Below are 24,772 nucleotides of genomic sequence, written 5' to 3'. Positions count from 1 at the left end.
CTTTGTCAATTCGGACGTTAGTTGAGCGACAGAGAGCGCTTTTCCGCGCGATCGAAGCCAATCGGCCAGCGTCGATCAACCCGCTAGGTGAACGGCGTAACAGCCGACCTCCGGTCGGTCTTCGCGCGCGAACGGACCCAATCCGCCAGCGAACCGGCTGAGGGGCTGGGGCTGAACGCCCTGGAGACGGGTTGTGGCGTCCGCGCCTGGGGCGTCGCTTTGCACCTCCCCAGCCACCTGGAGACGCCCGCACCGACGGGGCGATGGAAAACCGCGCGATCGAAGCCAACCGAACTCAAACCTGCAACCTTCTGCAGTATCGAGACTTACGAACAGCACCGGATTCCTTCGCGGCGCGCGATCGAACCCAATTGTCAGAGCCGCGCTCGATCCGGGAGGTCCGAGGTCCGGCATGGGTGGCGCGGCTTCGGTTTCGGGTCCCGAGAGGGCGGGCCGAGGCTCGCTCGCACGGGCTCTTTTCGGCCGATCGAAGCCAATCGCGATCAACCCCGCAACATTTTGCAAATTCAGGCCTTAAGCGCGAAATCAGCTTCGATTGCGGCGCGCGATCGAACCCAATTTCCGGGCTCGGGCGTTCCGGTTGACGGTCGGGGCGGATTGGCTTACGATCCCGGCCTTGAACACGGCCAGGCCCGACGGATGGGGTCCTTCCACGTCTCGTGAGTGAGCGGCCGCATGTCTAAACCACCCCCCCAATCCCCACAACCACCGCAATCCGCCCACGCCGGTTCATCGCGGCCGGGGTGGCTGCTGCTGGCGGTCGAGGTCGGCTTATTTTTGCGGATCGTGGCGGCCGACGCGGTCGAGTGGTACGTCCAGCGGACCGGCCGGCCCGGGGTCTGCGTCTTCCCGGACGCCGACTACTACTGGAAGCTGGCCCAGACGATTCGCCAGGGCGAGCTTTACCAGATCGTCGAATGGGGCGACATCCCCCACTTCGCCCTCCGGACCCCCGGCTACCCGCTTTTTTTGGCCAGCTGCCAATTCATCGCCGGCGACCGTCCCATCGCCGCCCGGCTGGCGCAGGCGGTGCTAGGCGCCCTGACCGTCTGGCTGGTGCATCGGCTGACCCGGTCGGTGCTGGGGACGGAATCGAAGGGCCCGGCGATCGCCGCGGGGCTGACGGCGGTCCATCCGTACATGATCTTGATGTCGGCGGTGCTGCTCTCCGAGGCGGTCTTCGTCCCCTTGATGCTGGTCTCGCTGTGGGGGATGGCGGTGCTCTGGGATCGGGAGTCGGGCGGCCGGACGGCGATCGGGGCGGCCCTGGCGGTCGGGTGCGCCAGTGGGGCGGCGGTGCTGACGCGGCCGTCGTGGGTCCTGTTCGTCCCGGCGATGCTCGGCGCGTGGCTGGTCTGGCGGTGGTTCGCGGGACGGTCGATCGGCCCGGCGGTCCGGGGCGTCGTGATCGCGGCGGCCGGCTTCGCGGCGATGATGGGTCCCTGGTGGTATCGCAACGCGACGATCTACGGGCAGTTCGTCCCCACGGCCCTCTGGATGGGGGCGAGCCTCTACGACGGCCTCAACCCTAAAGCCAACGGGGCAAGCGACATGCGATTCCTGGCCGATCCCGACGTCTGGCCGATGGACGAGCGCGACCAGGACGCCGAGCTGACGCGGCGGGCGAAGGCGTTCGTCCGGGCCGAGCCCCGGCGGGCGGTGGAGCTGGCCCTGGTGAAGCTGGCGCGGTACTGGAGCCCCTGGCCCAACGCCGAGGGGGCCCGCTCGCCGCTGGCGACGGTCGCGAGCGCGGTCGTGATGATCCCGCTGCTCGGGCTGATCGCCTTCGGTCTGTGGACCCTGAGGGCCGATCCGCGGGCCTGGATCTTGCTGGCCGGGCCGATCCTTTATTTCAGCGGACTGCACATGATCTTCGCCAGCTCGATGCGGTACCGGACGCCCGGCGAGGTCCCGGCGATGGGCCTGGCGGCGGTCGGCCTGGTCCGGTGCGTCGGGATGGTCCGGCCGCCGCGCTTGACGGCAGTCGCATAATCATAAGATTCTTTACGAACGATTTCCGGGGCGTGAAGGCGGACGAGAAGGGGGAGGCGCGGCATGCGATTCGGTCGGCGCGTGTTGAAATTCCTGATCTGGAGCGTGATCCTGGGCGCTTCGCTCACGGCCGCCGCGACCTGGATCGCCTACGCGTTCGTCACCGACAGCGACACCGTGTCCCGGATCATCAAGCAAAAGCTGATCCCGTTCCTGCCCAACGCGATCGTCGACATCGGCAAGGTCGAGTCCCGGCTGCTCCACGGTAAGATGGTCGTCCGCAACGTCCACGTCCGACAGATGATCGACGGCCAGTCGTTCACGACGCTTGAGATCCCCTGGCTCCAGGTCCGCTTCGACGCCACCCAGCTCCTCAATGGGCGGCACGAAGTCACCGAGGTCTCCGTCAGCCACCCGACGCTGCGGCTCCGCCGCCGCAAGAGCGGGGTGTGGAACGTCCAGGACCTGCTGGCGAACCCCTGGCCGGTCACGGTCATCGAGAACCCGCCGCCGGTCGTCATCCTCAACGGCAAGATCGAACTCGTCGGCGATGAGGAAGAGGGCTCGGGTCCGCCGGCCGCCGTCGGCGACGCCCAGCCGAAAGCCCCGCGCGACGTCGCCTCGGCGATCCTCCGCGACGTCACGCTGAACGTGAAGGCTGTCAACGCCACGCAACTGCGGCTCGACGGATCGGCGAAAGGCGATATGTTCAGCCGGCTCTCGCTCGAAGGAACCATCGACGCGGTCGCCGGCGACGCCGACGTGAAGGGAGGGCTGTACGGCCTGACGCTCTCCGACACCGTGCGGCGACGGCTTCCCGCCGAGTTCGGCCCGTCGTTCGACGCGATGGCCCTCAAGAGCGGCGAGATCGACTTCGAGCTGAAGAAGCTGGCGTACCGACCCGGCGAGACGACCAAGCCCAAGCTCGACTACGACGTCCAGGCGCTGCTGCACAACGGGGTCTGCGAATGCCCCAAGCTGCCGTTCCCGATCAACCGCCTGTCGGCCAAGGTCGGCGTCAAGAACGGCGTCTTGACCATCGACTACGCCGAGGGGGGCAACGGCTCAACGACGGTTCGCGCCAAGGGGACGATGGGCGTCGGCGACCCCGAGACGGCCCCGCTCGACCTCCAGGTCGACGTCCTCGGCTTGGAGCTGGACCAGCGCGTCAAGGACCGGACCCCGCCGGAGTACCTGGAGCTGTGGGACGTCTTCAAACCCGAAGGGCGGGTCGACGCCCTGGTCGCCCTGCTTCGAAGGACGCCGGGGGGGCCGATCGGCGTGGGGGCGACTTTCCACTGCCGGGACGTCGCGGCGGTCTACCGTCACTTTCCCTACCCGCTCAAGAACCTCAACGGAACCCTGAAGCTCGAGAAGCGACAGCTCACGGTCGACCTCCAGGGCCCCGTCGGCGACAAGCCGGCGCGGATGACCGGGACGATCGACGACCCGGGTCCCGACGCCGTGGTGAAGCTCGACATCGAGGCCGAGTCGGTCCCCATCGACAAGGCCTTCCTCGGCGCCTTGCCCCCGGAGGTTCGCCCCTGGGTCGACCGGTTCAATCCCGCCGGCGCGGTCAAGGGGAAGGCCCACATCTTCCGCAAGCCGCTGGTCGGCCCCAACGTCAACCCCGAGGGTCAGATCGCCGTCGACGCCGTGCTCGACCTCAACGGGCGGTGCGAGATCACCTGGGACGAGCTGCCGTACACCGTGCGAAACCTCTCGGGCCGGCTCGAAATCCACCCCGACCTCTGGGTGTTCTCGAAGATGGTGGGGCGGAACGGCCAGGCGCTCATCACCGGCGCGGGGAGGATCGAGAAGCTGCCCGGCCCCGACCTGCCCAACGGCGATCCGCCGCTCAAGATCGACCTCGATATCGCCGCCGCCAACCTGCCGTTCAACGACGACCTCCGCAAGTCGCTGCAAGCGGCCTGGCAGAAGTCGTGGGCGATCATCAACCCGTCGGGCTCCAGCGACGTGACGGCCGAGGTCCACATCCAGCCTCACACCCCCGACAACACCCGGATCACCATCTCGCCCCGGCCCGAGTCGGGCATCCGGCTGGTCGTGCCCAAAACCGCCGAGCCAGGCGTCGAACCCGGCCAGAAAATCGAGCTGCGGATGGACAACGCGATGGGCCAGTTCGAGTTCGTCAACGGCAAGGTGGCGATGCGGGACGTCAACTTCCGCTTCCACGGCACCCCGGTCCAGTTCGCCGAGGGCCAGGTCGAAGTCAAGGACAGCGGCCAGTTCGACCTGGCCGTCAGCGACCTTTGGGTCCAGGGGATACGGCTCGATTCCGACCTCCGGCGGATCATGCCCTCTCTGATGGCCCAGTTCGCCCACCGACTCGACGACGGCCATCCGTTCACCGCCCGGGGCAACCTCCAGATCGGCTGGTCGGGCCGCCCCGACGACCTGGCCTTCTGCAGTTGGGACCACACGCACGTCTTCTTCATCAACAACTCGATCGAGGCGGGAATCCCGCTCAAGCACATCCAGGGCTCGCTCAAGGACGTCTCGGGCAAGTCCAACGGCGAGAAGCTCGAAGTCCACGGGATCATGGACCTTGGGAGCGTCAGCTTCGCCGGCCTCCAGATCACCCAGCTCGAAGGCCCGATCGACGTGCAGGGGGGCGTGGCGCGGCTCAAGAGCCTCCGCGGCAAGCTGCTCGGCGGCGAGCTGTTCGGCAGTGGCGAGATCACGCTCGACGACACCCCCCGCTACAAGACGTCGCTCAGCCTCACCGCAGCCGACCTCCAGGAGTACGCGCGCAGCCTCCCGGGCCGCCAGTCGTTCAGCGGCGTCGTCAACGCGGCGGTCGAATTCAACGGCCTGGGCTCCGACATCCGCAGCATGCAGGGCAATGGCAAAGGGAGCATCAGGGAGGGGGACATCGGCAAGCTTCCCGTCATGCTCCGGTTTTTCAGGGGGATCAACGAGACGCTCTCCCCCGGCGCCTCGCCGCGAGGCGGCGACAAGACGGCCCTGTTCGATTCGGCCGACCTGGAATTCCAGATCGTCAACGGGTTCACGACCTTTAACTCGATCAAGCTCACCGGCCCCGCGTTCAGCCTCCAGGGCAAGGGGACCCGCGACCCGCTCGACAACCTCGACCTCCGGCTCGAACCGGTCTACGGCCGCGGCCGGTTCGAAGTCCCCATCTTCACCGATTTGCTCCGCGGAGCCACCGGCCAGCTCATGAGCGTCCACATCAAGGGGACCCTCACCCAGCCCCAGCCCAGCGTCAAGCTCGCCCCCGGCCCCCAGCTCCCGCGGCTGGGCGACCGTCGCAACCGCGATTGACGGCGGAATTCCGCCCCGAATCGCGGCGGTCGGCCGCTTTCCCTTCACGACCGACGCGGTATCGTAGTACCCTCTCAAACAGGAGGAACCTCGAATGATGATGCACCCGATCCGTTACGCGATCGTCGTCGGCCTGAGCCTGCTGGGGACCGTAGCCGCCGAAGAGCCGGCCAAGGTCAAGCCCTACTCGATCGTCACCCCCAAGCGCGAGGCGATCGAGGCGACCGGGATCAACACCCATGGTCAGATCGTCGGCTTCCAGTGGATGCCCGAGAACGGCAACCCCGACATCCTTTACGAAGCGCCGATCTACGCCAGGGGGACGGAGATCACCCCCCTGCCGCTCCTGAAAGGCTATACGGCGAACTTCCCGGCCGCGCTCAGCGACGACGGCGTGGTCGTCGGCCGCGTCAGCAAGCCCGCGCCGCCCAACGTGTTCGTCAACCTCCGCAACCAGGCGTACGTCTGGGACCGGCAAAGGGGAATCCGGGGCCTTGGCGCGCCCGAGGGCGACACCGCCTCGTTCGCGACCGGGATCAGCCGCGACGGCCGCCGGATCAGCGGCCTTTCGGTCGGCAACTACCGCCTCCGCGGCTGCCTGTGGGAGCGCGTCGGCGAGGGCGAAGGCGAGAGCTGGAAGACCGTGATCGTCCCCGACGCCGACGCTCTGGGCTCGAACGTCCTGGCGATCAGCGACGACGGCAAGCGGCTCGCGGCCGTCCAGAAGGGGCTTCCGACCCTCTGGACCGAGACCGCCCCGGGCGTCTGGAGGCACGAGACGCTCTCGGACGAGCCCAATGGGCTGATCCCTCGCGGCGTCAACAACGCGGGCATGGTCGTCGGCCGTCGCGAAGACCCCCAGGGCCGCACCCACGCCGTCGTCTGGACCCCCGAGGAGGGCGTGAAGCAGCTCCACAAACCCCAGGGCTATGAGCACTCGATGGCCAACGCCGTGAACAACGCGGGCGTCGTCGTCGGCCAGATCGACGGCCCACACGGCTCGAAGGTCGGCCCCAACGCGTTCGTCTACGAAGCGGGCCGGCTCCGCATCCTGGACGAAGGCGGACCGTACTTCGTCTCCGCCACCGCCATCAACGACGCCGGTCAAATCGCCGGCGTCTTCGAAAAAGAAGAAGAGGAAGCCACGAAGCCTGAAAAGACGCCGTGACGAGGGCCCAGGTCGAATTCGCGTACTAGGATCGTTGAGATCAACGCCTCAACGATCCTTCTCGCGAACAGGGCCGACCTCGATGACCATGCCCTCCCCCTCCCACCCCCGGTTCTCGACCGGAGCGTTCCCGCTCGCGGCGACGCTGCTGGCGACGGCTGGGGTTTTCTGCGGCGTGTCGATACCCGGCGTCGACTGGCAGGCCAGAGCGCAAGCTCAGCCGGCCGCCTCGAGTGGAAGTTACGGCGTCGAGTTCCGCCATCCGATCCCGGACCTGATCGACGACCTGCTGTCGACCGAGCGCGGCGACCCGCGGCTGGAGGCGTCGATCCCGCATTCCGAGTGGTATTCGAAGGGCGTGGAGAGGCGGTTTCACGGCTGGGGTCCGGAGCCGAGGACGTATCCTCCCCTTCCCGGCCTCGACCGCCGGTCGGTCGACTGGAAGCGCGAGCGCGTGATCGCCGAGGCGATCCGGTTCCTCGGCTACGCTTATCAGCACCATCACCTGCCCGACTGGAACCCACCCGCGAGCTGGCCCTGGACTCACACCTGCGCCGGCGGCAATGGCAAGGGCTTCGATTGCAGCAACTTCACGAGCTTCGTCTACAACCAGGGCTTCGGCATCCACCTGAACAGCGACGTCGGTCGCCAGGCGACGCTCGAACACGCGCTGGAAGGGAATCACGGCAGGGAGATCCGCGTCCATCGCGTCGAACTTCCCGAGAGCTACGACGAGCGGATCAAGACCTTGCGGACCGGGGATCTCGTATACATCCGCCACGAGCGCGACCCGCACGTCAGCCACGTCGTGATCTGGGTCGGACCGATCGGCCGATCGCCGTCGGGCGTTCCGCTGGTGATCGACAGCCACGGCGGCGGCGTGAACGACGACGACGGCCGGCCGATCCCCTGCGGCGTCCAGCTTCGGCCGTATCGCAAATCGTCCTGGTACAACCGTCGCGCCAGCCATGCGCACCGTCTCTTCGAGGAAAGGCCGTGACCGCGACGAAGACTCACGCCCCCGGGGCCGGCTCCAGCGCGTCGCGGCCGAAGCAGACGATGGTGAGGTCGTCGAGCTGGGAACGCCCAATCATATGATCGCGGACGATCGCGAGGATCGCCTCGCCGACTTCCGCGGCGCCCCCGGTGGTCTGGCCGACCAGCGCCTTGAGTCGAGCCACGCCGAACGACTGGTTGCGGAGGTTCACCGCGTCGCTGACGCCGTCGGAGAACAGGACGACGACGTCGCCGGGCGCGAGGTCGAAGCCGGCCGACTCGTAGGAGGCGTCGCGGACCACGCCCAGCGGGGGTCCCGCGCCGGGGCATTCGAGTTCCTCCACGCGGCCGGCGGCGCGTCGGACCAGTGGGCTGGGATGGCCGGAGTTGGCGACCTTCAGCCGGTGCGCGCGGGGGTCGATCTCGGCGAGCACCATCGTCACGAACCGATTCTGAAGGCCCGATTCATAGTAGTGCCGGTTGACCTGAGCCAGGACGTCGGTCGGCGCGTAGCCGGCCCGGACGAGCAGCCGCGCCTCCGGGCAGATCCGGGCCATGAGGATCGCCGCGGGCATGCCGTGCCCGGCGACGTCGCCCAGCGTCACGCACCAGCGGACGCCGTCCGCATCGCGATCGGGGTCGGTGACGTGGACGCGGCCGGGGTCCGAGTCGCCCGGTTCGAAATCCTCGACGGCGATATAGTCGTAGAGGTCGCCGCCGACCTCCTGCGCCGGGCGGTAGCACTCCCAGAACGTGTAGCCCGGGATCGTGGGACGACTCCTGGGCAGGAGGGCGAGCTGGATCTCCCGCGCGGCCGCCCACGAGGCCTGCTCCATGACGAGCCGGTCGTTCTCGATCGCCGCGCCGATCGGCACCGCCAGGGCCGCGAGCAGGTCGAGGTCTTCGTCGCGGAAGCCCGAGCGAAGGGTGACGCTGTCGATCTGGATCATGCCGATCGGCTGGCCGTCGCGCCCCCGCAGCGGCGCGCACAACGCGGTGCGGATCGACGCGGCCACGCTCTCCTGGTCCTTGAACCGCTCGTCGAACAGGACGTCCTTGATCAACAAGGCCTTGCCGCCTCGGAGGACCTCGTGAACGATCGTCCGGCTCAGGACCGGCGGGTTGGCCGGCCCCTTGGCGCAGCGGAACGCGCGCAACGGCAGCGAACCGTCGGGCTCGGCCGTCGCCACGAACCCGCGATCCGCGAGCGGGAAGACCAGCATCAAGCCGTCGAGCGCGCGCGCCAGCCGCTCGTCGAGATCCGACGCGCCGCCCAGCGCGCGGACGACGTCGAGCACCGCCCGAAGCGCCTCGGCCGGCTGCGCCGAACGCTGGACCAACTGTTCGGAGCTGAGGTCGTCGAGCGACCCCAGGACCGTCGACCGGCTCGGCTCGCCCGGCCCGCCGACCCGCGCGGTCGGCTCATGGAAGACGAAATCGTAGTCGACGATCCGGATGCACGTCCCCTCGCGAACGCAGGCCGGCTCGAACGGCTTGAGTTTGACGCCGTCGACGAGCGTCGCGTTCTTGCTCATCAGGTCGACGACCCGGTAACTGCCGTCGAACCGCCGCTCGATCCGGGCGTGGTACAGCGAGACCTTGGGATGGTCGAGCGTGACCCCCACCCGGGGATGCCGGCCGATGTGCAGGTCGGTCCCGCGAAGCTCGATCACCCGCTCGGTCCGGCCGTGCCGGATCATCTCCAGCGTCGCGCCGACGCTCTCCGAAAAGACCATGATGCCGGCTCCCCGACCCTCGACCACGCGCCGGCCGCTCGCGCGCAACCTCACCCCCACATCCTACGCACCACCCGCCGTCATCTTAACAGTTTGTTCGACATTGCGAACGCTCATGACGAGAGATGCTCGCGAGATCGCGCAAGGGGAATGCTAATCCGTTCCTGTCGCTGGAGACGTCAATACCACGATGTGCGACCACCCGGGCTCACGAACGTACCCGGAAGCAAGCGCCTGATTCAGAAACACGTCGCTGTTCAACTCTAAAACTACCAGGCCGAAGTGACGTCTTTCGAACACCCCCGCCAGGCCGCCGTCGCTCAACACGCCTCGTTGAGTCGCCGGTTCCTGGAAGTACGGATAATCGTCGTAGACGTACGCCGGAAACGGCAACCCCCACGCCAGGCCCCAGAGCCCCGGTTGACAGAACGTCGGTCGACTCTCGCGCCTGATCCGATCACGCGCTCGCTCCAATTCGGCCGTTTTTTCGGGGCCGATTTCCAGGCGGACCACGCCGAACCGATCGGGCTGGATGAGTCTTCCGGCATCGACCAGCGACGAGAACAACGCGGCGAGGCCGACAAACGCGACCCCGAACAGGACGAAGCGAGGACGAGGGATGAAGGCCCCCCTGGCGATGAAACTCGCCTGAATCACCGCCAAGAACCCGACGACGGTCCAAAACTCAAAGTAGTAGTTGACCTCACTGCCGCCGCGGCAGCACGTAATCAAGCTGCCAACCAACGTCACCCACCAGCATGTTCTGAGGGTGGTCGCCTCGTCGGTTCGCAACCAGGGGATTCTCGACAGCATCGGCAGCGCCATGACGGCGGCGGCGAGAGGAAAGGCTCCCTTGAGAGGGATTCGAACAAGGAAACTCGACAGATTTTGAATATGGAAGGGGGAAAACGAGGTCGCGACGAAGGCGTTGTAGCGATACCAAGGCCCTAAACCGATCACGAACGCGATCACGGTAAGGGCGACCGGGATCGGCAAAACGAAAGCCTGAAGGTAGCGCTTCCTGAGAACCAGAGAAAGCTCGATCGCAAGAAAAAGGAAGACGGCGGACTGCTTGAACGACCAGGCCGCGGCGAAACACACGCCCGCCAGGAGGACCGGCCGCAGCTCGCGACCCGATCCGCGCAAGAGCATCAGCGACACCGCCGAGGCGCAAAGCGCAACCGCGCCGACGTCCGGCCGGACGCTCAGGATCCACCATCCGGGCAGCGTACCAAACCAGACGCAGGCGGCCGCCGCCACCATGGCCAATTTCACGAAACGCGCGTCGGCGACGGCGTCGGGAGAGCATCTGGCGAAGCTGGAAAAACCATACCTGACGGTGCTGCAAAACCCGATAACCGCAAACCCCAGCGTAATCAGGCGCATCGCGATTGCGGCGTCGCAAAAATTCGCGCTGAAAACCCAACTTATCGCCGCGTACACATAATAAAACCCAGCGTTATAAAGAGTGCTCGTATAGTGCGGGCCAATTAATGGATTCCCATAAAGCATCAAGCCGCGATGTATTTTTGAAATATTGTAAATCGATATCGGCTCGCCTCCAGTCGTCGAGAGAAGGCAAGCGGCCGGTTCAAAAAGCGACAGCAATCGGACGACCAAAACAGCGATTGATAGGACCATCGCGGCGACAACGGCGACCAAGCTGATCACCGCAAGCCGCGTCGGATCAAACTTCTTTTGCGCATCCATGCCGTTTTCCACCGGGCAAGACGTGTAACGAGGCGAGTGAGCCAGCAACGACTCGGTGGTGCTGATATTCCGGCTCGAAGCAACGGAGACCGGATGCGGCGACAGGATCACCGAGTCAACACAAGGCGGTAGGCGGAAGGCGAATCCTTGAGACCATTAACAAGATTGCCATCAGTAGGCGATGCACGGATTCGTCGGGCGCAGGCTAACAGAAGAAGCCTCGATTCGCAAGGTCGCATTGGGAGGCCGACCGCGGGACGACCCGGAGCCCCATTGTCATGTGGTCGGGTGTTCCCATGACATCACGATGGTTTGTATTCCGAGGGGAGAGGAGAACCCCGCCTCAGCCTCCTTCGCCGAGGAGGAACTTGCGGAGGAACAGGACCTCGACGGCCTGGAGGTAGTCCTGGTTGACCTTCTTGGCGAAGCCGTGGCCTTCGTTCCGGCCGACGACGTACCAGACGGGGACCTCGTTCTTCTTGACCGCCGCGACGACTTGCTCGGATTCGGAGAGCGGAACGCGAGGGTCGTTGCGGCCCTGGACGACCAGGATCGGCGTCCGGATCTTGGCGACGTGCGCCAGCGGCGAGATGTGTTCGAGGAATTCGCGGATCTTCGGGTCGCGCTCGTCGCCGTACTCGGCGCGGCGGAGGTCGCGGCGGTAGTCCTGGGTGTTCTTGAGGAACGTGACGAAGTTCGAGATCCCAACCACGTCGATCCCCGCCTTGATCCGGTCGTTGTAAGTCGTCTGGACGGCCAGCGACATGAAGCCGCCGTACGAGCCGCCGGAGACCGCCACGCGGTTCTTGTCGAGGTAGGGCTGGGCGGCGATCCAGTCGAGCAGCGCGCCGATATCCTTGACGGCGTCCTCGCGCAGCACCCCGTCGTCGAGCTTCAGGTAGCTCTTGCCATAGCCGGCCGACCCTCGGACGTTGGGCATGATCACCACGATGCCCAGCTCGTTGACCAGGTAGTTGAGCCGTCCCAGGAAGCCCGGCCGGTACTGCGCCTCGGGGCCGCCGTGGATCTGGATCAAGACCGGGCGGGGGGCGTCGGACCGGCCGGCGGGGCGATAGACGAACGCCGGGATCTTCTTGCCGTCGAACGTCGGGTAGCGGATCAGCTCGGGCTCGACGAACGCCGAGACGTCGAGGCCGCCGGTCTCGCTCTCGGTCCAGCGTTCGAGCGGGCTGACGTTCATCAAGGGGTCCGACTTGTCGAGGTCCATCGAGAAGACGTCCGACGAGGCCTGCGCCGAGCTGAGCGTGAAGCCGATCTCATGCGAATCGGCGCGGAACTCGACGCCCGAGATCTGACCCGCCGGCGGCTTGTGGACGTCCCGCTGCTGGCCGGTGGCGGCGAGGTAGACGCGGAGGCCGCTCAGGCCGTCCTCGTTGAAGACGACGGCGACCAGCGTGCCGTCGTCGGAGAGGTCGTAACCCTCGACGTCCCAGGGGACGTCGGCCGTCAGCCAGGTCTCGGCGGCGGTCGACAGGTCGTACCGGGCCAACCGACGGAACTCGCTCCCCTTGTCGGACGTGTAGTAGATCGACCGGCCGTCCTTGGACCACCGGGCGTCGCCGGCGGCGACCGGGGGCTCCTTGGGATCGGTCCTCCGGGGCGTGATCGTCCGGACCTGGCTGGTCGCCACGTCGATGACATGCAGATACGATTCGGCGATCGAGAGGTATTCCTCGGCGACCAGGCCGCGACCGTCTGGCGACCAATCGGCCACGTTCCACTGGCCGGCGACCTCCTTGAAAATCCGGTGGAAGTTCGGGTCGGCCGGCGCGGCGAGGTGAAGGTCCATGTCGCGGCCGTTGCGGGCGTTGCTGCTCCAGGCCAGCAGCTCGCCCGACGGCGACCAGCTCGGCGACGTGTTCCGGCTCTTGCCGTCGGTCAGCCGTCGCGGCTCGCCGCCGGTCCGATCCTGGAGGAAGAGCTGGTAGTTCTCGGCCCCCCCCTCGTCGGCCATGAACAGGAACTGGTCGTGCTTGGGCCGGGGCTTCGCCTCCAGCACGCGCTCGGCCGAGAAGGTGAGCTGCCGCCGCGTCGCGCCAGGGCGGGCGACGTGGTGGATCTGCGGCGTGTCGGCGAACCGGGTGGCGACGTAAACGGCCCGGGGCTTGGTGTCGTCCCACCCCTGGAAACTCGCCGAGCGGATGTTCTGATACCGATTGAGCGCGGCGGAGAGCGATGCGGGGATCGCCGGCGCGCCCTCGGCTCGAATGCTGTCGGGGACGGCGGTCGTCTGCCCCGAAGCGGGGTCCGAAACGAACTGGAGGACGGCCAGGCTCAGGCAAAAGAGCGTGCGACGCATGGACGAAGGCTCCCGGAACGAATGCGACGTAATGGGTCGATCGTTCAAGGAGCGTAAACGAATTCGTTCGCGTTATACAGGGCCCGGCAGAAGCTGGGCGTCCCCCGGGCGCGGATCAGGGCCGCGGCGGCCGCGCGCTCGGCGGGGGCAGGCGGCCGTCCCAGGGCGAGCGCGAAGCCGCGGTCGACCTGGCGTTCGGGGTCGGCGCCGACCTCGTCGGCGAGCCGCTGGGCGAACAGCCCAGACTGCTGGATGATGAAGCCGCTGTTGAGCAGGTCGAGCGCCTGCAGGGCGGTGGTCGAGATGTTGCGGCGAGGGGCGACCAGGGCCGCGTCGGGGCAGTCGAACGAGCCGAACGTGGGATCTTGCTGGCTCCTCGGCTTGAACTGGTAGATCATCCGCCGGAAGGCGTCGGGGCCCAGCTCGCCGCGCGGCTTGTAGATCGCCACGTAGTTGGTGTTCTTCTCCCAGATGTTGTAGCCGGGGCCCCCCATCTCCGGGTCGAGCTTGCCGGCGACGGCGAGGATCGAATCGCGGACGGCCTCGGCTTCGAGCCGTCGCGGCGACATCCGCCACACCAGCCGGTTCTCGCGATCGACGGCCTGCGCGCCGGCGTCGCCCCGGCTCGACTGGCGGTAGGCGGCCGAGAGCACGATCAGCCGGTGCAGCGGCTTGAGCCGCCAGCCTCCGGCGATGTACCGGGCGGCCAGCCAGTCGAGCAGCTCGGGATGCGAGGGCGCGGCGCCGTTGAACCCGAAGTCGCTGGGCGTGGCGACGATTCCCCGGCCGAAGTGGTAATGCCAGACCCGGTTGACCATCACCCGCGCCGGCAGGGGATTCGCCGGGTCGCCGATCCAGCGGGCCAGGGCCAGCCGTCGTTCGCCCTCGGGGGCGTCGGGAGAGAGGTTGAGCGCGGGCTCCACGGCGGCGACCGCCGACGGCGAAACCTGCGCCCCCGGCTGCATCGGGTCGCCGCGGCGCAGCAGGTGGGTCGTCGCCGGCTGCGTGAACGTCCCAACGTACATCGAGACGGTCGGCCCAAGCTGGTCGAGCTTGGCCTTCAACTCGGCCCGCCGCTTTTGCAGTTCGGCGCGGCGGGCCGCCGCCTCGGACGTGAGGCCCGAATCGGCCGCGGCGGCGGGCGGAGCGTCGGCCTTGTACGCCGCGCGATCGAGCGACGAGGCGACCACCCGCCACGCGCCGGGCTCGTCGGCGGCCTCGATCACGTACTGGCTCGCCAGGCGGTCGCGGTAGGCTTCCTCGCGATCGCGGCCCCAGACCACGCGGTCGATCAACGCAGGCTCGGGCCAGGCGATCGTCACGACCCCCTTGCCCGGAGCGTGCGAGATCCAGCTCCGGCCGTTGCCAAGCTTGCCGTCGTTCAGGTGCTCGATCTTGTGGATCGCCGAGCCGGGGTATTCCGACGAGGCCGTCGCCTTACCGCCAGCCGAGGCCAGAGCCACGTTCCGGGGCGAAGACTCGGCGGTGTAGACCTCGAACTCGTCGATGCAGGGCTCGATCGGGTCGGCGGTCGCCAGGATCGTCATCCGGACCATCCGGGCCTTGATCGGGGCGAACCGCTCGACGTTGCGGCGCGGGTTGACCATCGGCCGGGCGGGGGAGTCAGCGTCGAGCCGGGCGACGGGCTCGAACTCATCGAGCCCCTGATCGACCCGCGCCAGCTCGGCCGCAACGGACGTCGCCTTCTCGCGGCGCGCCTCGGCATCGGCCGCCTCGACGGCCCGCGACGCGTGGTTGACACCGGCGAAAACCGCCTGAAAGCCGTAATAGTCCTTCTGCAAGATCGGGTCGAACTTGTGGTCGTGGCAGCGGGCGCAGTTGATCGTCAGGCCGAGGAACGCCGTGCCGGTCGCCGTGACCACGTCGTCGAGATCGTCGACGCGCTGTTGACGCATGCCTTCGATCGTCGCGTTGCCCACGATGTCGTGCGTGCCGCCGACCAGGAACCCCGTGGCCGCCTGCGACAGCCAGTCCTTGCTCGCGCCGCCCGACGCCACGTCGGCCGCGAGTTGCTCGACGACGAACTGCGGGAACGGCGTGTCGCGGTTGAACGCCCGGATCACGTAATCGCGGTAGGGCCAGGCGTTGAACCGAGGCATGTTGGTCTCGTAGCCCTCGCTCTCGCCGAACCGGACGACGTCCAGCCAGTGCCGCCCCCACCGCTCGCCGTATTGCGGACTGGCGAGCAGCCGGTCGACCAGCGTCTCATAAGCCAGCGGATCGGCGTCGGCGACGAACCGCGCGACCTCCTCGGGCGAAGGCGGCAGGCCGATCAGGTCGAACGACAGGCGACGGATGAGGGCCGAACGATCGGCCTCGGGCGCCGGCGTCAGCTTGTTCTCGCGGAGCTTCGCCAGGATGAAGGCGTCGACCGGCGTGCGGACCCAGCGCGTCGCCTCGGCGTCGAGCGCCGGGGGCGAGGCGTCCTTGATCGGCCGCAGCGACCACCAGTCGGCCCCCGCCCGGGGCGGCGAGACCGGCTCGCGCGGGTACGGCGCACCGGCCTTCACCCAGGCGCGCAGGGCTTCGACCTGCTCGGGCTTGAGCGGGCTCTTGGGGGGCATCTCGCCCGCCGCCACTTTCTCGATCAGCAGGCTCTCGTCGAGGTTCCCCGGCACGATCGCCGGCCCGTTCTCGCCCCCCTTCAGGGCCGGGGCGCGACGGCTCAGGTCGAGTTCGCCCTTCTTGTGGTCGCCGCCGTGGCAACGGACACACGAGTTCGCGAGGATCGCCTCGACCTGCCCAGTGAACAGGCTCTCGCCAGACGCCGGCGCTTCGCCCGCCTCGGCCGACGACGAACCGAACAGCCCCACGATCGCCAGAACGATCCATGTTCGCATGACGAAAACCTCCGACAGCCGACGACGATCCGCGATCAAGCGACGTCCGAGACGTTGAACAATTCTCTAATCCTAGAGAGTCGGGCTCGGAAATGCAGCAGCGCGACGCCGGAAACGATCATCGACCGTCTTTATCGACTGGGGGGATCACGAATCTCGCCCTCCCATGAACGGCTGCCATTCGGTCCCATGGCGGACGGCGTCGAAGCTCGTGATCGGTTTCTCGTGTTTCTCGATGACGACGGCGTAAGGGTAATGGTGGATCGAGTGGATCCACGATTGGAACGGCGTCGCCACCGAGCGGATATCGCCCTTCTTCGGCGGGACGGGGGTGTTCCGAAAGGCGTTGAGGGCGTCGTCGAGGCCGGAGACGAACGACGAGAAGTCGTTGTAGAGATGGTGGACGTCTTCGCAAATGAAGACCCCGCCGGGTTTCATTCGGGGCAGAACCTGCTCAAGCGTCACCATCTGCTGCTCAGGCGTATGGCCGCCGTCGTCGATCAGGACGTCGATAGGGGGCGAGTCGGCCAGGATGCGCCTCCAGAACGACGGGTCGCCCTGGTCGCCGATGACGATCTTGGTGTGCTCGTTTTCATACGCCTTGCAAACCGGCTCGATGTCCACCCCAGTGATCCGCGCTCCGGCACCGAAGTACGACCGCCACATCCCCAGGCTGCCGCCGCTGTAAACCCCGATCTCCATGACGTGAACGTCCTTGCCGACGAACTTGGCCAGGTGACGGTGGTACATCTCGAAGTAGTGGAGCCACTTGAAGACGCCAGGCCCCTTCTCGTGCGCGTTGAAGTAATCCATCAACGGGTTCGACGGATAGACCTCCTCGCCGGGCGCGGGCTTTTCGTTGGCGTCCCCATCGCCGGCCGTCGACCGCTCGTGCGCGAAGAAGATGCCCCTGAGGAACGCGGGCACGCGGTTCTGGCTCGCCAGAGTGGTGCGAGGATGACGGACGAATTCCTTGAACATCTGCGTCAGAGAGGCGCCGGTTCGCTTGATGACCACGCATCGTCTCCGGTCGGGGCGGCGAGGATCGGCCGGCGGCTCAACATGAGTCGCGTCGTCTTCTCAAAACCATCAGCTCGCGTGCTCGCAATCGAACGATACGGCATCCCATCAAGCGAAAGCAACGCATTCTCGCCGTTGATGCACTTTTCCAACGCGACCACGATTCATTATGACGCTTTAGATCTCGTCACGGCGTTTTTGTTCGAGACGACCTAGATTCTCGTCAAGCCAGCCGTTGACGCTGTCGGTGGTGGGGAACCGGGCGATCAGGGCGGCCAACATGACCCCCGCCACGCCCAGGGCCAGATAATGGTGTTCCATCATGAAGGCCAGGCTTGCGAAGAAAGCGGGGCCTTCGGCCAGAGCGGACCCGATGATGAGTTGAGTCTGAAACAGCGGCATGAGTTGCGCGGCCTCGACAGCGGGATCGACCTGTTTCGATCCCGGCTTGGTCGTCGGCGACGCGCCCGACTTGGCGAGCCCACGAAGACCGCCGTCGACCACCAGCTTCGGCACGAAGAACGACGCGGCCAGACAGACGGCGCCCATGACCGTCGCCATGAGCGTCATGATGGGGACGCCCAAAAGCTCCTGGTTCCCCCCCGGCGGCTTCGCGATCTCTCCGATGAAGAAGACGAGCGCCAGGAACACGATCACGCCCATGGTCATCGCACCGACGATGATCTGCGAGGTCCGGGTCACCTTTTGAACCGCTTCGGGATCGTTCGCGATCGACATGGGACGGTTCCTGATGGAAGGGTAAGGGCGTCGTATTGCTCTTATTTCATGCCAGCAGATCGCGGATCACCCGGCCGTGGACGTCGGTGAGGCGGCGGTCGATACCGTTGTTGCGGACGGTCAGCCGCGTGTGGTCGACGCCCAGCAAATGGAGGATCGTGGCGTGGAGGTCGTAGACTTCGGTCGGATTCGCGCGGTCGGCGGGTTTGTAGCCGAAATCGTCGCTCGGGCCGTGGCAGACGCCCCCCTTGACCCCGCCGCCGGCCATCCAGCTCGTGAAGCAGTACGGGTTGTGGTCGCGCCCCTTGCCCCCCTGGCTCGACGGCATCCGGCCGAACTCGGTGGTCCAGAGGACGATCGTGTCGTCGAGCAGCCCAGTGCGCTTGAGGTCCTGGATCAACGCCGACGCCCCCCGCGCCATGCCCAGCGCGAGCGGGCCGTGGTCTTGCTCGACGTTCTCGTGCGAGTCCCAGTTGCGGCGGGGGAAGCCGTTGTCGTTGCCGCTCCAGATCTGGACGAACCGCACCCCGCGCTCGAGCAACCGGCGGGCGGCCAGGCACTTGCGGGCGAACACGTCGGTCTCTTCGAGGTCGTTGATCTTCTTGTCGAACGTCGTCTTGCCGTGGTCGAGGCCGTAAAGCTTCAACACCTCGCGAGGCTCGCGCGAGAAGTCGAGCGCCTCGGGCGCGGCGAGCTGCATCTTGGCGGCCAGCTCGTAGCTCTGGATGCGGCCTTCAAGCCGGTCGTCGCCCGGCCGTCCGGCGGCGTGGCCGCGATTGAGCCGGTTGAGCAATGCCACGCCCGCGTCGTCCCCCGCGCGGCTGGCGAAGGCCACGCGTTCGTCGGGGAACAGGTCGGCGATCGGCGTCTTCGACCCGGGGTAGATCACGGTCCCCTGATGCTGCGACGGCAAAAACGCCGAGTCCCAGTTCTTGGTGCCGTTCGAGGCCAGGCCGCGATGGTCGGGGAGCACGACGAACGCCGGCAGGTCGTCGCTCATCCGTCCCAGCCCGTACGACACCCAGCTTCCCATCGACGGGAACCCGGGGCGGTTGAAGCCGGTCGTCTGCAACAGCGTCCCCTGGCTGTGGACCCCCGTCTTGCCGACCATGTCGTGGATGAACGCGATGTCGTCGACGACCGCGCCCAGCGGCGCGGCGACGTCGCTGAGCATCTTGCCGGACGCGCCGTAGGCTTTGAAGTCCCAGACCGGCCGGAGCCACGGGCCGAGGCCGTTCTGGAACGCCTCGACGTGCTCGCCGAAGCTCGACGGCTTGCCGTGCTGCTTGATCAACTCGGGCTTATAGTCGAACAGATCGATGTGACTGGCGCCGCCGGCCATGAACAGCTGGACCACCCGCTTCGCCTTGGGCGCATGATGCAGGCCGCCGTCGGGCCGAACCCGAGCGGCGGTTCCGCCCTCGGCCGCCAGCAGGCCGTCGGCGCCGAGCAGGGTCGCCAGGGCGATCCCCCCCAGTCCTCCCCCGCTCCCCCAGAGGAAATCGCGACGGTTCATGATGGAAACCCTCATCCGGCGAACATGAACTCATTCAAGACGCATGATCGCCCGCGCGAAATGCTGGCCGTTGAACTCTTCTCCGATACTAAGAGATCTCCCTCGGTGACGCAGCAGCGCAGCGTCTGAATTCCGCCGCGGGACGTCGCGGCGGCGCGAGGGATCTGGCGTTGAGACTCTTACGGCGCGACGCCGGCGGGATGGGAGCAAGACGAAAAACGAGGATGGAGGAGCTTCAAGAGTCCTCCATCCTCGCAAGAGTCGACTGAAGAAGGGGGCCGAACGTCAATACTGGTCAGCGCTGATGACTTCGCCGCCGTTGCGGGTCGAGAGCGCCTGGAAGACGCCATAATTCTGACCGTTGAGGCTGTAGTTCGGATTCGAGTACGTGATCGCCCGGGGGTTCCAGGAGTTCACGGTGTCTTTGATGAAGCGGACCGAGCCGTCGCAGAACGCGGCGTTGATGCCGCCGGGGTGGAGGCTGGTGGCGACGGGGGTGAAGTTTCGGTCGTTGGGCCGGGGGAACATGTAGGTCCCCGGCCAGAGACCTCCCTTGGAGGTCGGCTCGGACTCGTTGTAGTTCTTGAAGTAGTTCGGCGGGAAGAGGGTGGCGATCGTCGTATCGCCGTAGTCGCCGGACGTCCACCAGTTGGGGCCGTTGGGGTTGTTGTCGGGGGTCGTCTCGGAGGCCTTCGTGAACGAATGCTCCATGTAAAGGATCGTGTTGCTCGTGCCGTCGGTGACGCCGGAAATGCTGACCGGCGGCACGCTCGGCCGACCGTCGCCGGCGACGCCGCCGATGTAGGAGAAAATCCCTTGCATCTGCGCCATGCGGTTGGGATCGCCGGCGTTCTTCGCGTAGTAGATCAACGGGCCGAGGTTGCCCGCATAGCTGCTGTAGCAGACGGGGATGACCGTGTCGTCCCAGCCGGTCTGATCATTGGAGCGGTAGCCGACGATCTTGCCGTCGCTCGGGCACCAGAGCGTCGCGAGCCCGATGCCGTTCACCGTGGCGTTCGGCGAAAGCATGATCATGAGGCTCGAATTGAACGAGTTGTACGCGTTGCCAGCCTCCATGAACTGGGAGATCCCCACGAACGGGCCGAAGTTCTGCCGAATGGTGCTGCCGTCGTAGTCGCGGCCGCGGTGGTCGCCCATCGGGAAGGTGCCGTTGGCGTCCATGTAATTGTGCGTGGCCAAGGCAAGCTGCTTGAGGTTGTTCGTGCACTGGATCCGCCGGGCGGCTTCACGAGCGGACTGCACGGCCGGCAGCAGAAGCGCGATCAAGACCGCGATGATCGCGATCACCACCAACAATTCGATCAATGTGAACGCGCGGATGTCACGTCGAATGCGTCGAGCCTGCGAAATCACGTCGAGTCTCCGAAACAGAGTTCGTGGCCTAGACGCCCGAAAAGCGAAACAGCCGCGAATCGTCCGACTTGCGACGGAACGTCGAATCGCGACCGAGATCCGGGCGAGGACGAGAGACGAGCGGCGGCGCTCGTCTCACAAAATTGGAAAGTTTCGGGCGGCGGGAGGGGCGCGTCCGGCCGCCTTCGATTCCCGGCGACCCGCGCAGGGACCGGCGGGAAGGAAGCGGCCGGGATCGAACGCGGAGGATCAGCCTGGCGGCTCATTCGCCCTTGGGAAGTTGACCGCGCTCTTCACGGATTTTCTTCTTGTAGGCCAACATTTCCTTGTAGTCCATCTCGTGCATCTTCGCGCGTTCCTGCTTGGTGTACTCGATCTTGGGCGCGGAGGCGGAGGCGTCGACCGCCCCCGGCGTGGACTCGGCGGAGGGCCCGCAACCCACCGCGAGAAACGGCGTGGGGATCGTGAGGACGAAAAGCAGGGGGAATAGGACGGCGCGGGGCGAAACGGTGCGATCGGCGGCAATCATCGAATCGGCGTACCTCCTGGGACTCATGCGGCGAGGGTCTGTCGATCATCGATGATCGACCCAAAAGACGACTCGCGAATCGACGGTGATTCGCATGCGGTCGCAAGGAAGCGACCAACGCCCTCGGCGCCTCGGTGGGCATCATAGGAGTCGAATGTGATAGAAATGGGGCGCGATCGGTTAAGACGAGATGAAACTCGCGGCGAGCCCCGACGCATTCCGCTCAAGTATTGATATTCTTGCGTCGTCGCGCATAGAACCGCCAGCCCGTCGGCCCGCGCCCGATGGAATCGCGACGCGGGCTCGTCGCCGCCCCTCGTCAGTCGACGAACATAAATTCATTCAAATTGAAGATCACCCGACAGGCGGCGGGCAGGCCGTGCTCGCGGGCATAGGCTTCGAGGGCCGACCGCTCGTCGGGCGTCGGCGACCGGCCGACGGCCAGCGCGAAGGCCCGGTCGACCTGCTCGGCCGGCCCGCCCGCCGGCTCGACGCGCTCGGCCAGATGCCTGGCCATCGTCAGCATCAGCCCGTTGTTGTACAGGGCCAGCGCTTGCAGCGGCGAGACCGTCTCGTTCCGCTTCTCGACCTGCATCGACGGATCGGCGCAGTCGAGGACCGTCATGAACGGCTGGGGCTTCGACCGAGCCAGGAACCGGTAGATCGATCGGCGGTCGATCTTGGGGTCGTCGGGGTTCTGGAGGTCGTACTCGTAGTGCGGCGAGTGCTCGGGATGCTCGACGACGAAGTCCTGGAAGGCCGGGCCGTACATAGTCGGATCGAGCCGGCCGGCGACGGACAGGACCGAGTCGCGGACGGCCTCGGCTTCGAGTTTGCGCCGGGACATCCGCCAGAGGTACGCGTTGTCGACGTCGACGGCCTCGGCGGCGGAGTCGCCGGTCGAGACCTGGCGGTAGGCGGCCGACGTGACGATCAGCCGGTGCAGCGCCTTGATCGACTGGCCGCCGTCGCGGAACTCCACGGCCAGCCAGTCGAGCAGCTCGGGATGCGTCGGAGCCTGACCCATCCGGCCGAAATCGCTGGGCGTGGCGACGATCCCCCGGCCGAAGTGGTACTGCCAGACCCGATTGACGATCGTCCGCCAGGCGAGCGGGTTGTGGTCGTCGATCAACCACCGGGCGAGTGCCGCACGGCGGTCGCTCTCGCGGTGGTCGGAGGGCAAGTCGAACGCGCCGGGAAGCTCGGTGAAGACGTTCAGGGCCGCCGGGCCGACCTCCTTGCCCGGGGTCCGCACGTCGCCGCGATTGAGGAGGTGGATCGGCCTCGGCTTGCCGCCGTCGGGCCCGGTGCCGCGAAACGACGCGGAGCCGCCGTTGTAGACCGTGCCGGCGTAGACGACGGCCGGCTTCGGCAGCTTGGCGCGGTCGGCCTCGACGCGCCGCAGGGCGTCCTCGGCGTCGGCGAGCGCCCGACGAACGGCCGGGTCGACGGCCTTCGCGAGCAGGTCGTCGCGCTCGGCGTTGAGCGTCGCCAGATCGCCGGCCCGCTCGCGTCCGGGTGCATAGCCGTCGACGAGGTTGGCCGCGCGCCATCGCGGCGGCGCCTCGATCGAATCAAGAGCCGAAACCTTCGCGCCGGCGGCGAGATTCGCGCCGGTTCCGTCGAAGACTTCCAGCTCGGCGAGCGCGAAATTGTAGTCGTTCAGCCGCTCGGCCAGCTTCGTCGCGGTGACGCGGACGTACCGCCCGCGTGCGCCCCGAGCGGCGAACGTCTGCGAGGCCGTGCCAGGGTTGGGCGCGTCGGCCTCGGTGCGATCGGCGACGGTCGTCGCGTGCAGTTGGAAGGTGGGGTCATCGGAGATCTCGACCTTGTAGCGAACGGGGAAGCCGAACCCCGCGCCGATGCCGTTGAAATCGTCGCGACAGCCCCAGAGCGCGACGCGTTCGACGGCCGCCGTCCGGCCGAGATCGACCTGAATCCAGCGGAGCGAGTCGGCCTCGTTCGCGAGGGCGCTGTGGTAGCCGTACTCGGGACGCTCAACGGCGGGCTTGCCGGCCTCGGCGATCCGGCGGTCGAGTTCGGCAAGCGCGGGGCCCGCGGCCTTGTCGACGGCCTCGCGCAGCCGATGACGCTCGGCCTCGGCCTGATCGCGTCGGGCGAGCAGCTCGCGGGCCTTGTGGGAAACGGCGGGGTCGTCGTAGAACGGCCGATCGGCGCGGTCGATGGCTGCGAAGACGGCTTGCAGGCGGTAGTAATCTTCCTGGGCGATCGGGTCGAACTTGTGGTTGTGGCACTGGGCGCACTGGACGGTCAGGCCGACGAATGTGTTGATCGTGTTGGCGATCATGTCGTCGCGGTCGAGGTGGCGGGCCACCTTGCCGTCGATCTTGGTCTCGGGCAGCTCGACGTGGCCGATGAAATCCCAGGGCCCCGCCGCGAGGAAGCCCAGGGCCGTCGCGCCGTCGACCGTGTCGGGAAACAGCACATCGCCCGCGACCTGCTCGGCGACGAACCGGCCGTACGGCTTGTCGGCGTTGAACGCCCGGATCACGTAATCGCGATACCGCCAGGCGTTGGGCCGGGGCTGGTCCTTGTCGTAACCGTGCGTGTCGCCGTAATGCACCACATCGAGCCAGTGCCGCGCCCAACGCTCGCCGTATCGCGGGCTGGCGAGCAGCCGATCGACCAACTTCTCGTACGCGACCGGATCATCGTCGGCGACGAATGCGTCGATTTCTTCGGGCGACGGCGGCAAACCGATCAAGTCAAACCAGAGCCGGCGGGCGAGAGTCCGCCGGTCGGCCTCGGGCGAGGGCTTCAGGCCGCGGTCGCGGAGCTTGGCGCGCACGAAAGCATCGATCGGGTTCCGGGCCGGAGGGCGGTCGACGAAAGCCGTCGTCGCGGGGACGTCGGGCCGGACGAGCGGACGGAGCGACCACCAGTGGCGCGGGTCGTCGTCGGCGTCGCCGCCGGGCCATTCGGCCCCCTGATCGATCCAGGTTCGCAAAATCGCGATCTGCTCGGCGGTCAGCCGTCCGCCCTTGGGAGGCATGACGCGGTCTTCGTCCGCGCCGGAGGTCAGGCGCACGATCAGGCTCTCGGCGCCCTTGCCCGCGACGATCGCCGCGCCCTCGTCGCCCCCCTTGAAGGCGTCGGCCTTGCGGTCGAGTCGCAGGCTCCCCTTTTGCTTGTCGGGGCCGTGACAGGCCAGGCAGTGGGCGGTCAGGATCGGCCGGACCTCGCCGTTGAAGTCGATGCGGCGGGCGAGCGCCGGCGGCGGTTCGTCGGCGCGGGTCGCGAACGGCAGGAGCCACAGCGGCAAGAGGAAGACCAGTCGGCCCATGCGATCGCTCCCGTGCCTCGAAGCCGAAGCGCCTGTTTGGCTTAATGCAGACCGTCCAGCATAGCTCGAACCCGCCTCGAAGGCGAGCGGCGCGCCCGGCGGGTTCGGCTTGGGCTGGCGGTCGCGACTCGTTAAGATCAAATCGATGCGATGAGGTTGCCCGTCATCCTCCTGGAACCGG

Annotated in this window: 14 protein-coding genes; 4 read left to right on the top strand and 10 right to left on the bottom strand. The window is 67.0% G+C overall.

Annotated features, from left to right (window positions below; all coding sequences use genetic code 11):
• Positions 1-696 precede the first annotated feature (696 nt).
• The 4 genes from BSF38_RS18015 (at position 697) to BSF38_RS18000 (ending at position 7,487) form a co-directional block, all read left to right on the top strand.
• Positions 697-2,013, top strand: a complete 1,317-nt coding sequence (locus BSF38_RS18015; protein ID WP_083713054.1) for an ArnT family glycosyltransferase — start codon at positions 697-699, stop codon at positions 2,011-2,013.
• A 63-nt stretch (positions 2,014-2,076) separates the two neighbouring features.
• On the top strand, positions 2,077-5,319 hold the full coding sequence (locus tag BSF38_RS18010) for a DUF3971 domain-containing protein (protein ID WP_076347895.1): 3,243 nt from the start codon (positions 2,077-2,079) through the stop codon (positions 5,317-5,319).
• Positions 5,320-5,413: 94 nt separating this feature from the next.
• Positions 5,414-6,487 (top strand): HAF repeat-containing protein, encoded by a 1,074-nt coding sequence (locus BSF38_RS18005; protein ID WP_237170512.1) that lies wholly within the window; start codon positions 5,414-5,416, stop codon positions 6,485-6,487.
• A gap of 82 nt (positions 6,488-6,569) precedes the next feature.
• Positions 6,570-7,487 carry an NlpC/P60 family protein gene (locus BSF38_RS18000; RefSeq protein ID WP_237170511.1) on the top strand — a complete coding sequence of 306 codons (918 nt, stop codon included), beginning with the start codon at positions 6,570-6,572 and terminating at the stop codon, positions 7,485-7,487.
• Positions 7,488-7,500: 13 nt separating this feature from the next.
• Here BSF38_RS18000 and BSF38_RS17995 read toward each other — a convergent pair whose 3' ends face one another.
• From BSF38_RS17995 to BSF38_RS17950, 10 genes are all read right to left on the bottom strand, one after another.
• Positions 7,501-9,219: a SpoIIE family protein phosphatase gene (locus BSF38_RS17995; RefSeq protein WP_145952205.1), complete on the bottom strand. Its 1,719-nt coding sequence runs from the start codon at positions 9,217-9,219 to the stop codon at positions 7,501-7,503.
• Positions 9,220-9,372: 153 nt separating this feature from the next.
• Positions 9,373-10,929 (bottom strand): hypothetical protein, encoded by a 1,557-nt coding sequence (locus tag BSF38_RS17990; RefSeq protein WP_076347891.1) that lies wholly within the window; start codon positions 10,927-10,929, stop codon positions 9,373-9,375.
• A 343-nt stretch (positions 10,930-11,272) separates the two neighbouring features.
• Positions 11,273-13,249 (bottom strand): S9 family peptidase, encoded by a 1,977-nt coding sequence (locus BSF38_RS17985; protein WP_076351079.1) that lies wholly within the window; start codon positions 13,247-13,249, stop codon positions 11,273-11,275.
• Between the two features lie 44 nt (positions 13,250-13,293).
• Positions 13,294-16,110 (bottom strand): DUF1553 domain-containing protein, encoded by a 2,817-nt coding sequence (locus BSF38_RS17980; RefSeq protein WP_076351077.1) that lies wholly within the window; start codon positions 16,108-16,110, stop codon positions 13,294-13,296.
• A 147-nt stretch (positions 16,111-16,257) separates the two neighbouring features.
• Positions 16,258-17,127, bottom strand: a complete 870-nt coding sequence (locus tag BSF38_RS17975) for a class I SAM-dependent methyltransferase (RefSeq protein ID WP_076347889.1) — start codon at positions 17,125-17,127, stop codon at positions 16,258-16,260.
• A gap of 180 nt (positions 17,128-17,307) precedes the next feature.
• A complete protein-coding gene (locus tag BSF38_RS17970; RefSeq protein ID WP_076347887.1) occupies positions 17,308-17,868 on the bottom strand; it encodes a hypothetical protein in 561 nt (186 codons plus the stop codon).
• Between the two features lie 46 nt (positions 17,869-17,914).
• Positions 17,915-19,384 (bottom strand): DUF1501 domain-containing protein, encoded by a 1,470-nt coding sequence (locus BSF38_RS17965; RefSeq protein ID WP_237170510.1) that lies wholly within the window; start codon positions 19,382-19,384, stop codon positions 17,915-17,917.
• 285 nt (positions 19,385-19,669) lie between these two features.
• The gene (locus tag BSF38_RS17960) at positions 19,670-20,758 is read right to left on the bottom strand and encodes a DUF1559 domain-containing protein (RefSeq protein WP_257787826.1); all 1,089 of its coding nucleotides are present in this window, start codon (positions 20,756-20,758) and stop codon (positions 19,670-19,672) included.
• 262 nt (positions 20,759-21,020) lie between these two features.
• A complete protein-coding gene (locus BSF38_RS17955) occupies positions 21,021-21,287 on the bottom strand; it encodes a hypothetical protein (RefSeq protein WP_145952204.1) in 267 nt (88 codons plus the stop codon).
• Positions 21,288-21,606: 319 nt separating this feature from the next.
• Positions 21,607-24,591, bottom strand: a complete 2,985-nt coding sequence (locus tag BSF38_RS17950) for a DUF1553 domain-containing protein (RefSeq protein WP_083713053.1) — start codon at positions 24,589-24,591, stop codon at positions 21,607-21,609.
• Positions 24,592-24,772: the final 181 nt, after the last annotated feature.

Origin of the sequence: Paludisphaera borealis (assembly GCF_001956985.1) — a bacterium.
GTDB classification, from domain to species: Bacteria; Planctomycetota; Planctomycetia; order Isosphaerales; family Isosphaeraceae; genus Paludisphaera; species Paludisphaera borealis.
This window is presented reverse-complemented; position numbering and strand designations above follow the sequence as displayed.

What these genes read in the sequence shown, in the direction of transcription:
- BSF38_RS17970 (WP_076347887.1), bottom strand. Translation starts at nt 17,868, where the DNA reads ATGTCGATCGCGAACGATCCCGAAGCGGTTCAAAAGGTGACCCGGACC.
- BSF38_RS17995 (WP_145952205.1), bottom strand. Translation starts at nt 9,219, where the DNA reads ATGGTCTTTTCGGAGAGCGTCGGCGCGACGCTGGAGATGATCCGGCAC.
- BSF38_RS18010 (WP_076347895.1), top strand. Translation starts at nt 2,077, where the DNA reads ATGCGATTCGGTCGGCGCGTGTTGAAATTCCTGATCTGGAGCGTGATC.
- BSF38_RS17980 (WP_076351077.1), bottom strand. Translation starts at nt 16,110, where the DNA reads ATGCGAACATGGATCGTTCTGGCGATCGTGGGGCTGTTCGGTTCGTCG.
- BSF38_RS18000 (WP_237170511.1), top strand. Translation starts at nt 6,570, where the DNA reads ATGACCATGCCCTCCCCCTCCCACCCCCGGTTCTCGACCGGAGCGTTC.
- BSF38_RS17990 (WP_076347891.1), bottom strand. Translation starts at nt 10,929, where the DNA reads ATGGATGCGCAAAAGAAGTTTGATCCGACGCGGCTTGCGGTGATCAGC.
- BSF38_RS17950 (WP_083713053.1), bottom strand. Translation starts at nt 24,591, where the DNA reads ATGGGCCGACTGGTCTTCCTCTTGCCGCTGTGGCTCCTGCCGTTCGCG.
- BSF38_RS17965 (WP_237170510.1), bottom strand. Translation starts at nt 19,384, where the DNA reads ATGAACCGTCGCGATTTCCTCTGGGGGAGCGGGGGAGGACTGGGGGGG.
- BSF38_RS17985 (WP_076351079.1), bottom strand. Translation starts at nt 13,249, where the DNA reads ATGCGTCGCACGCTCTTTTGCCTGAGCCTGGCCGTCCTCCAGTTCGTT.
- BSF38_RS18015 (WP_083713054.1), top strand. Translation starts at nt 697, where the DNA reads ATGTCTAAACCACCCCCCCAATCCCCACAACCACCGCAATCCGCCCAC.
- BSF38_RS17955 (WP_145952204.1), bottom strand. Translation starts at nt 21,287, where the DNA reads ATGATTGCCGCCGATCGCACCGTTTCGCCCCGCGCCGTCCTATTCCCC.
- BSF38_RS18005 (WP_237170512.1), top strand. Translation starts at nt 5,414, where the DNA reads ATGATGATGCACCCGATCCGTTACGCGATCGTCGTCGGCCTGAGCCTG.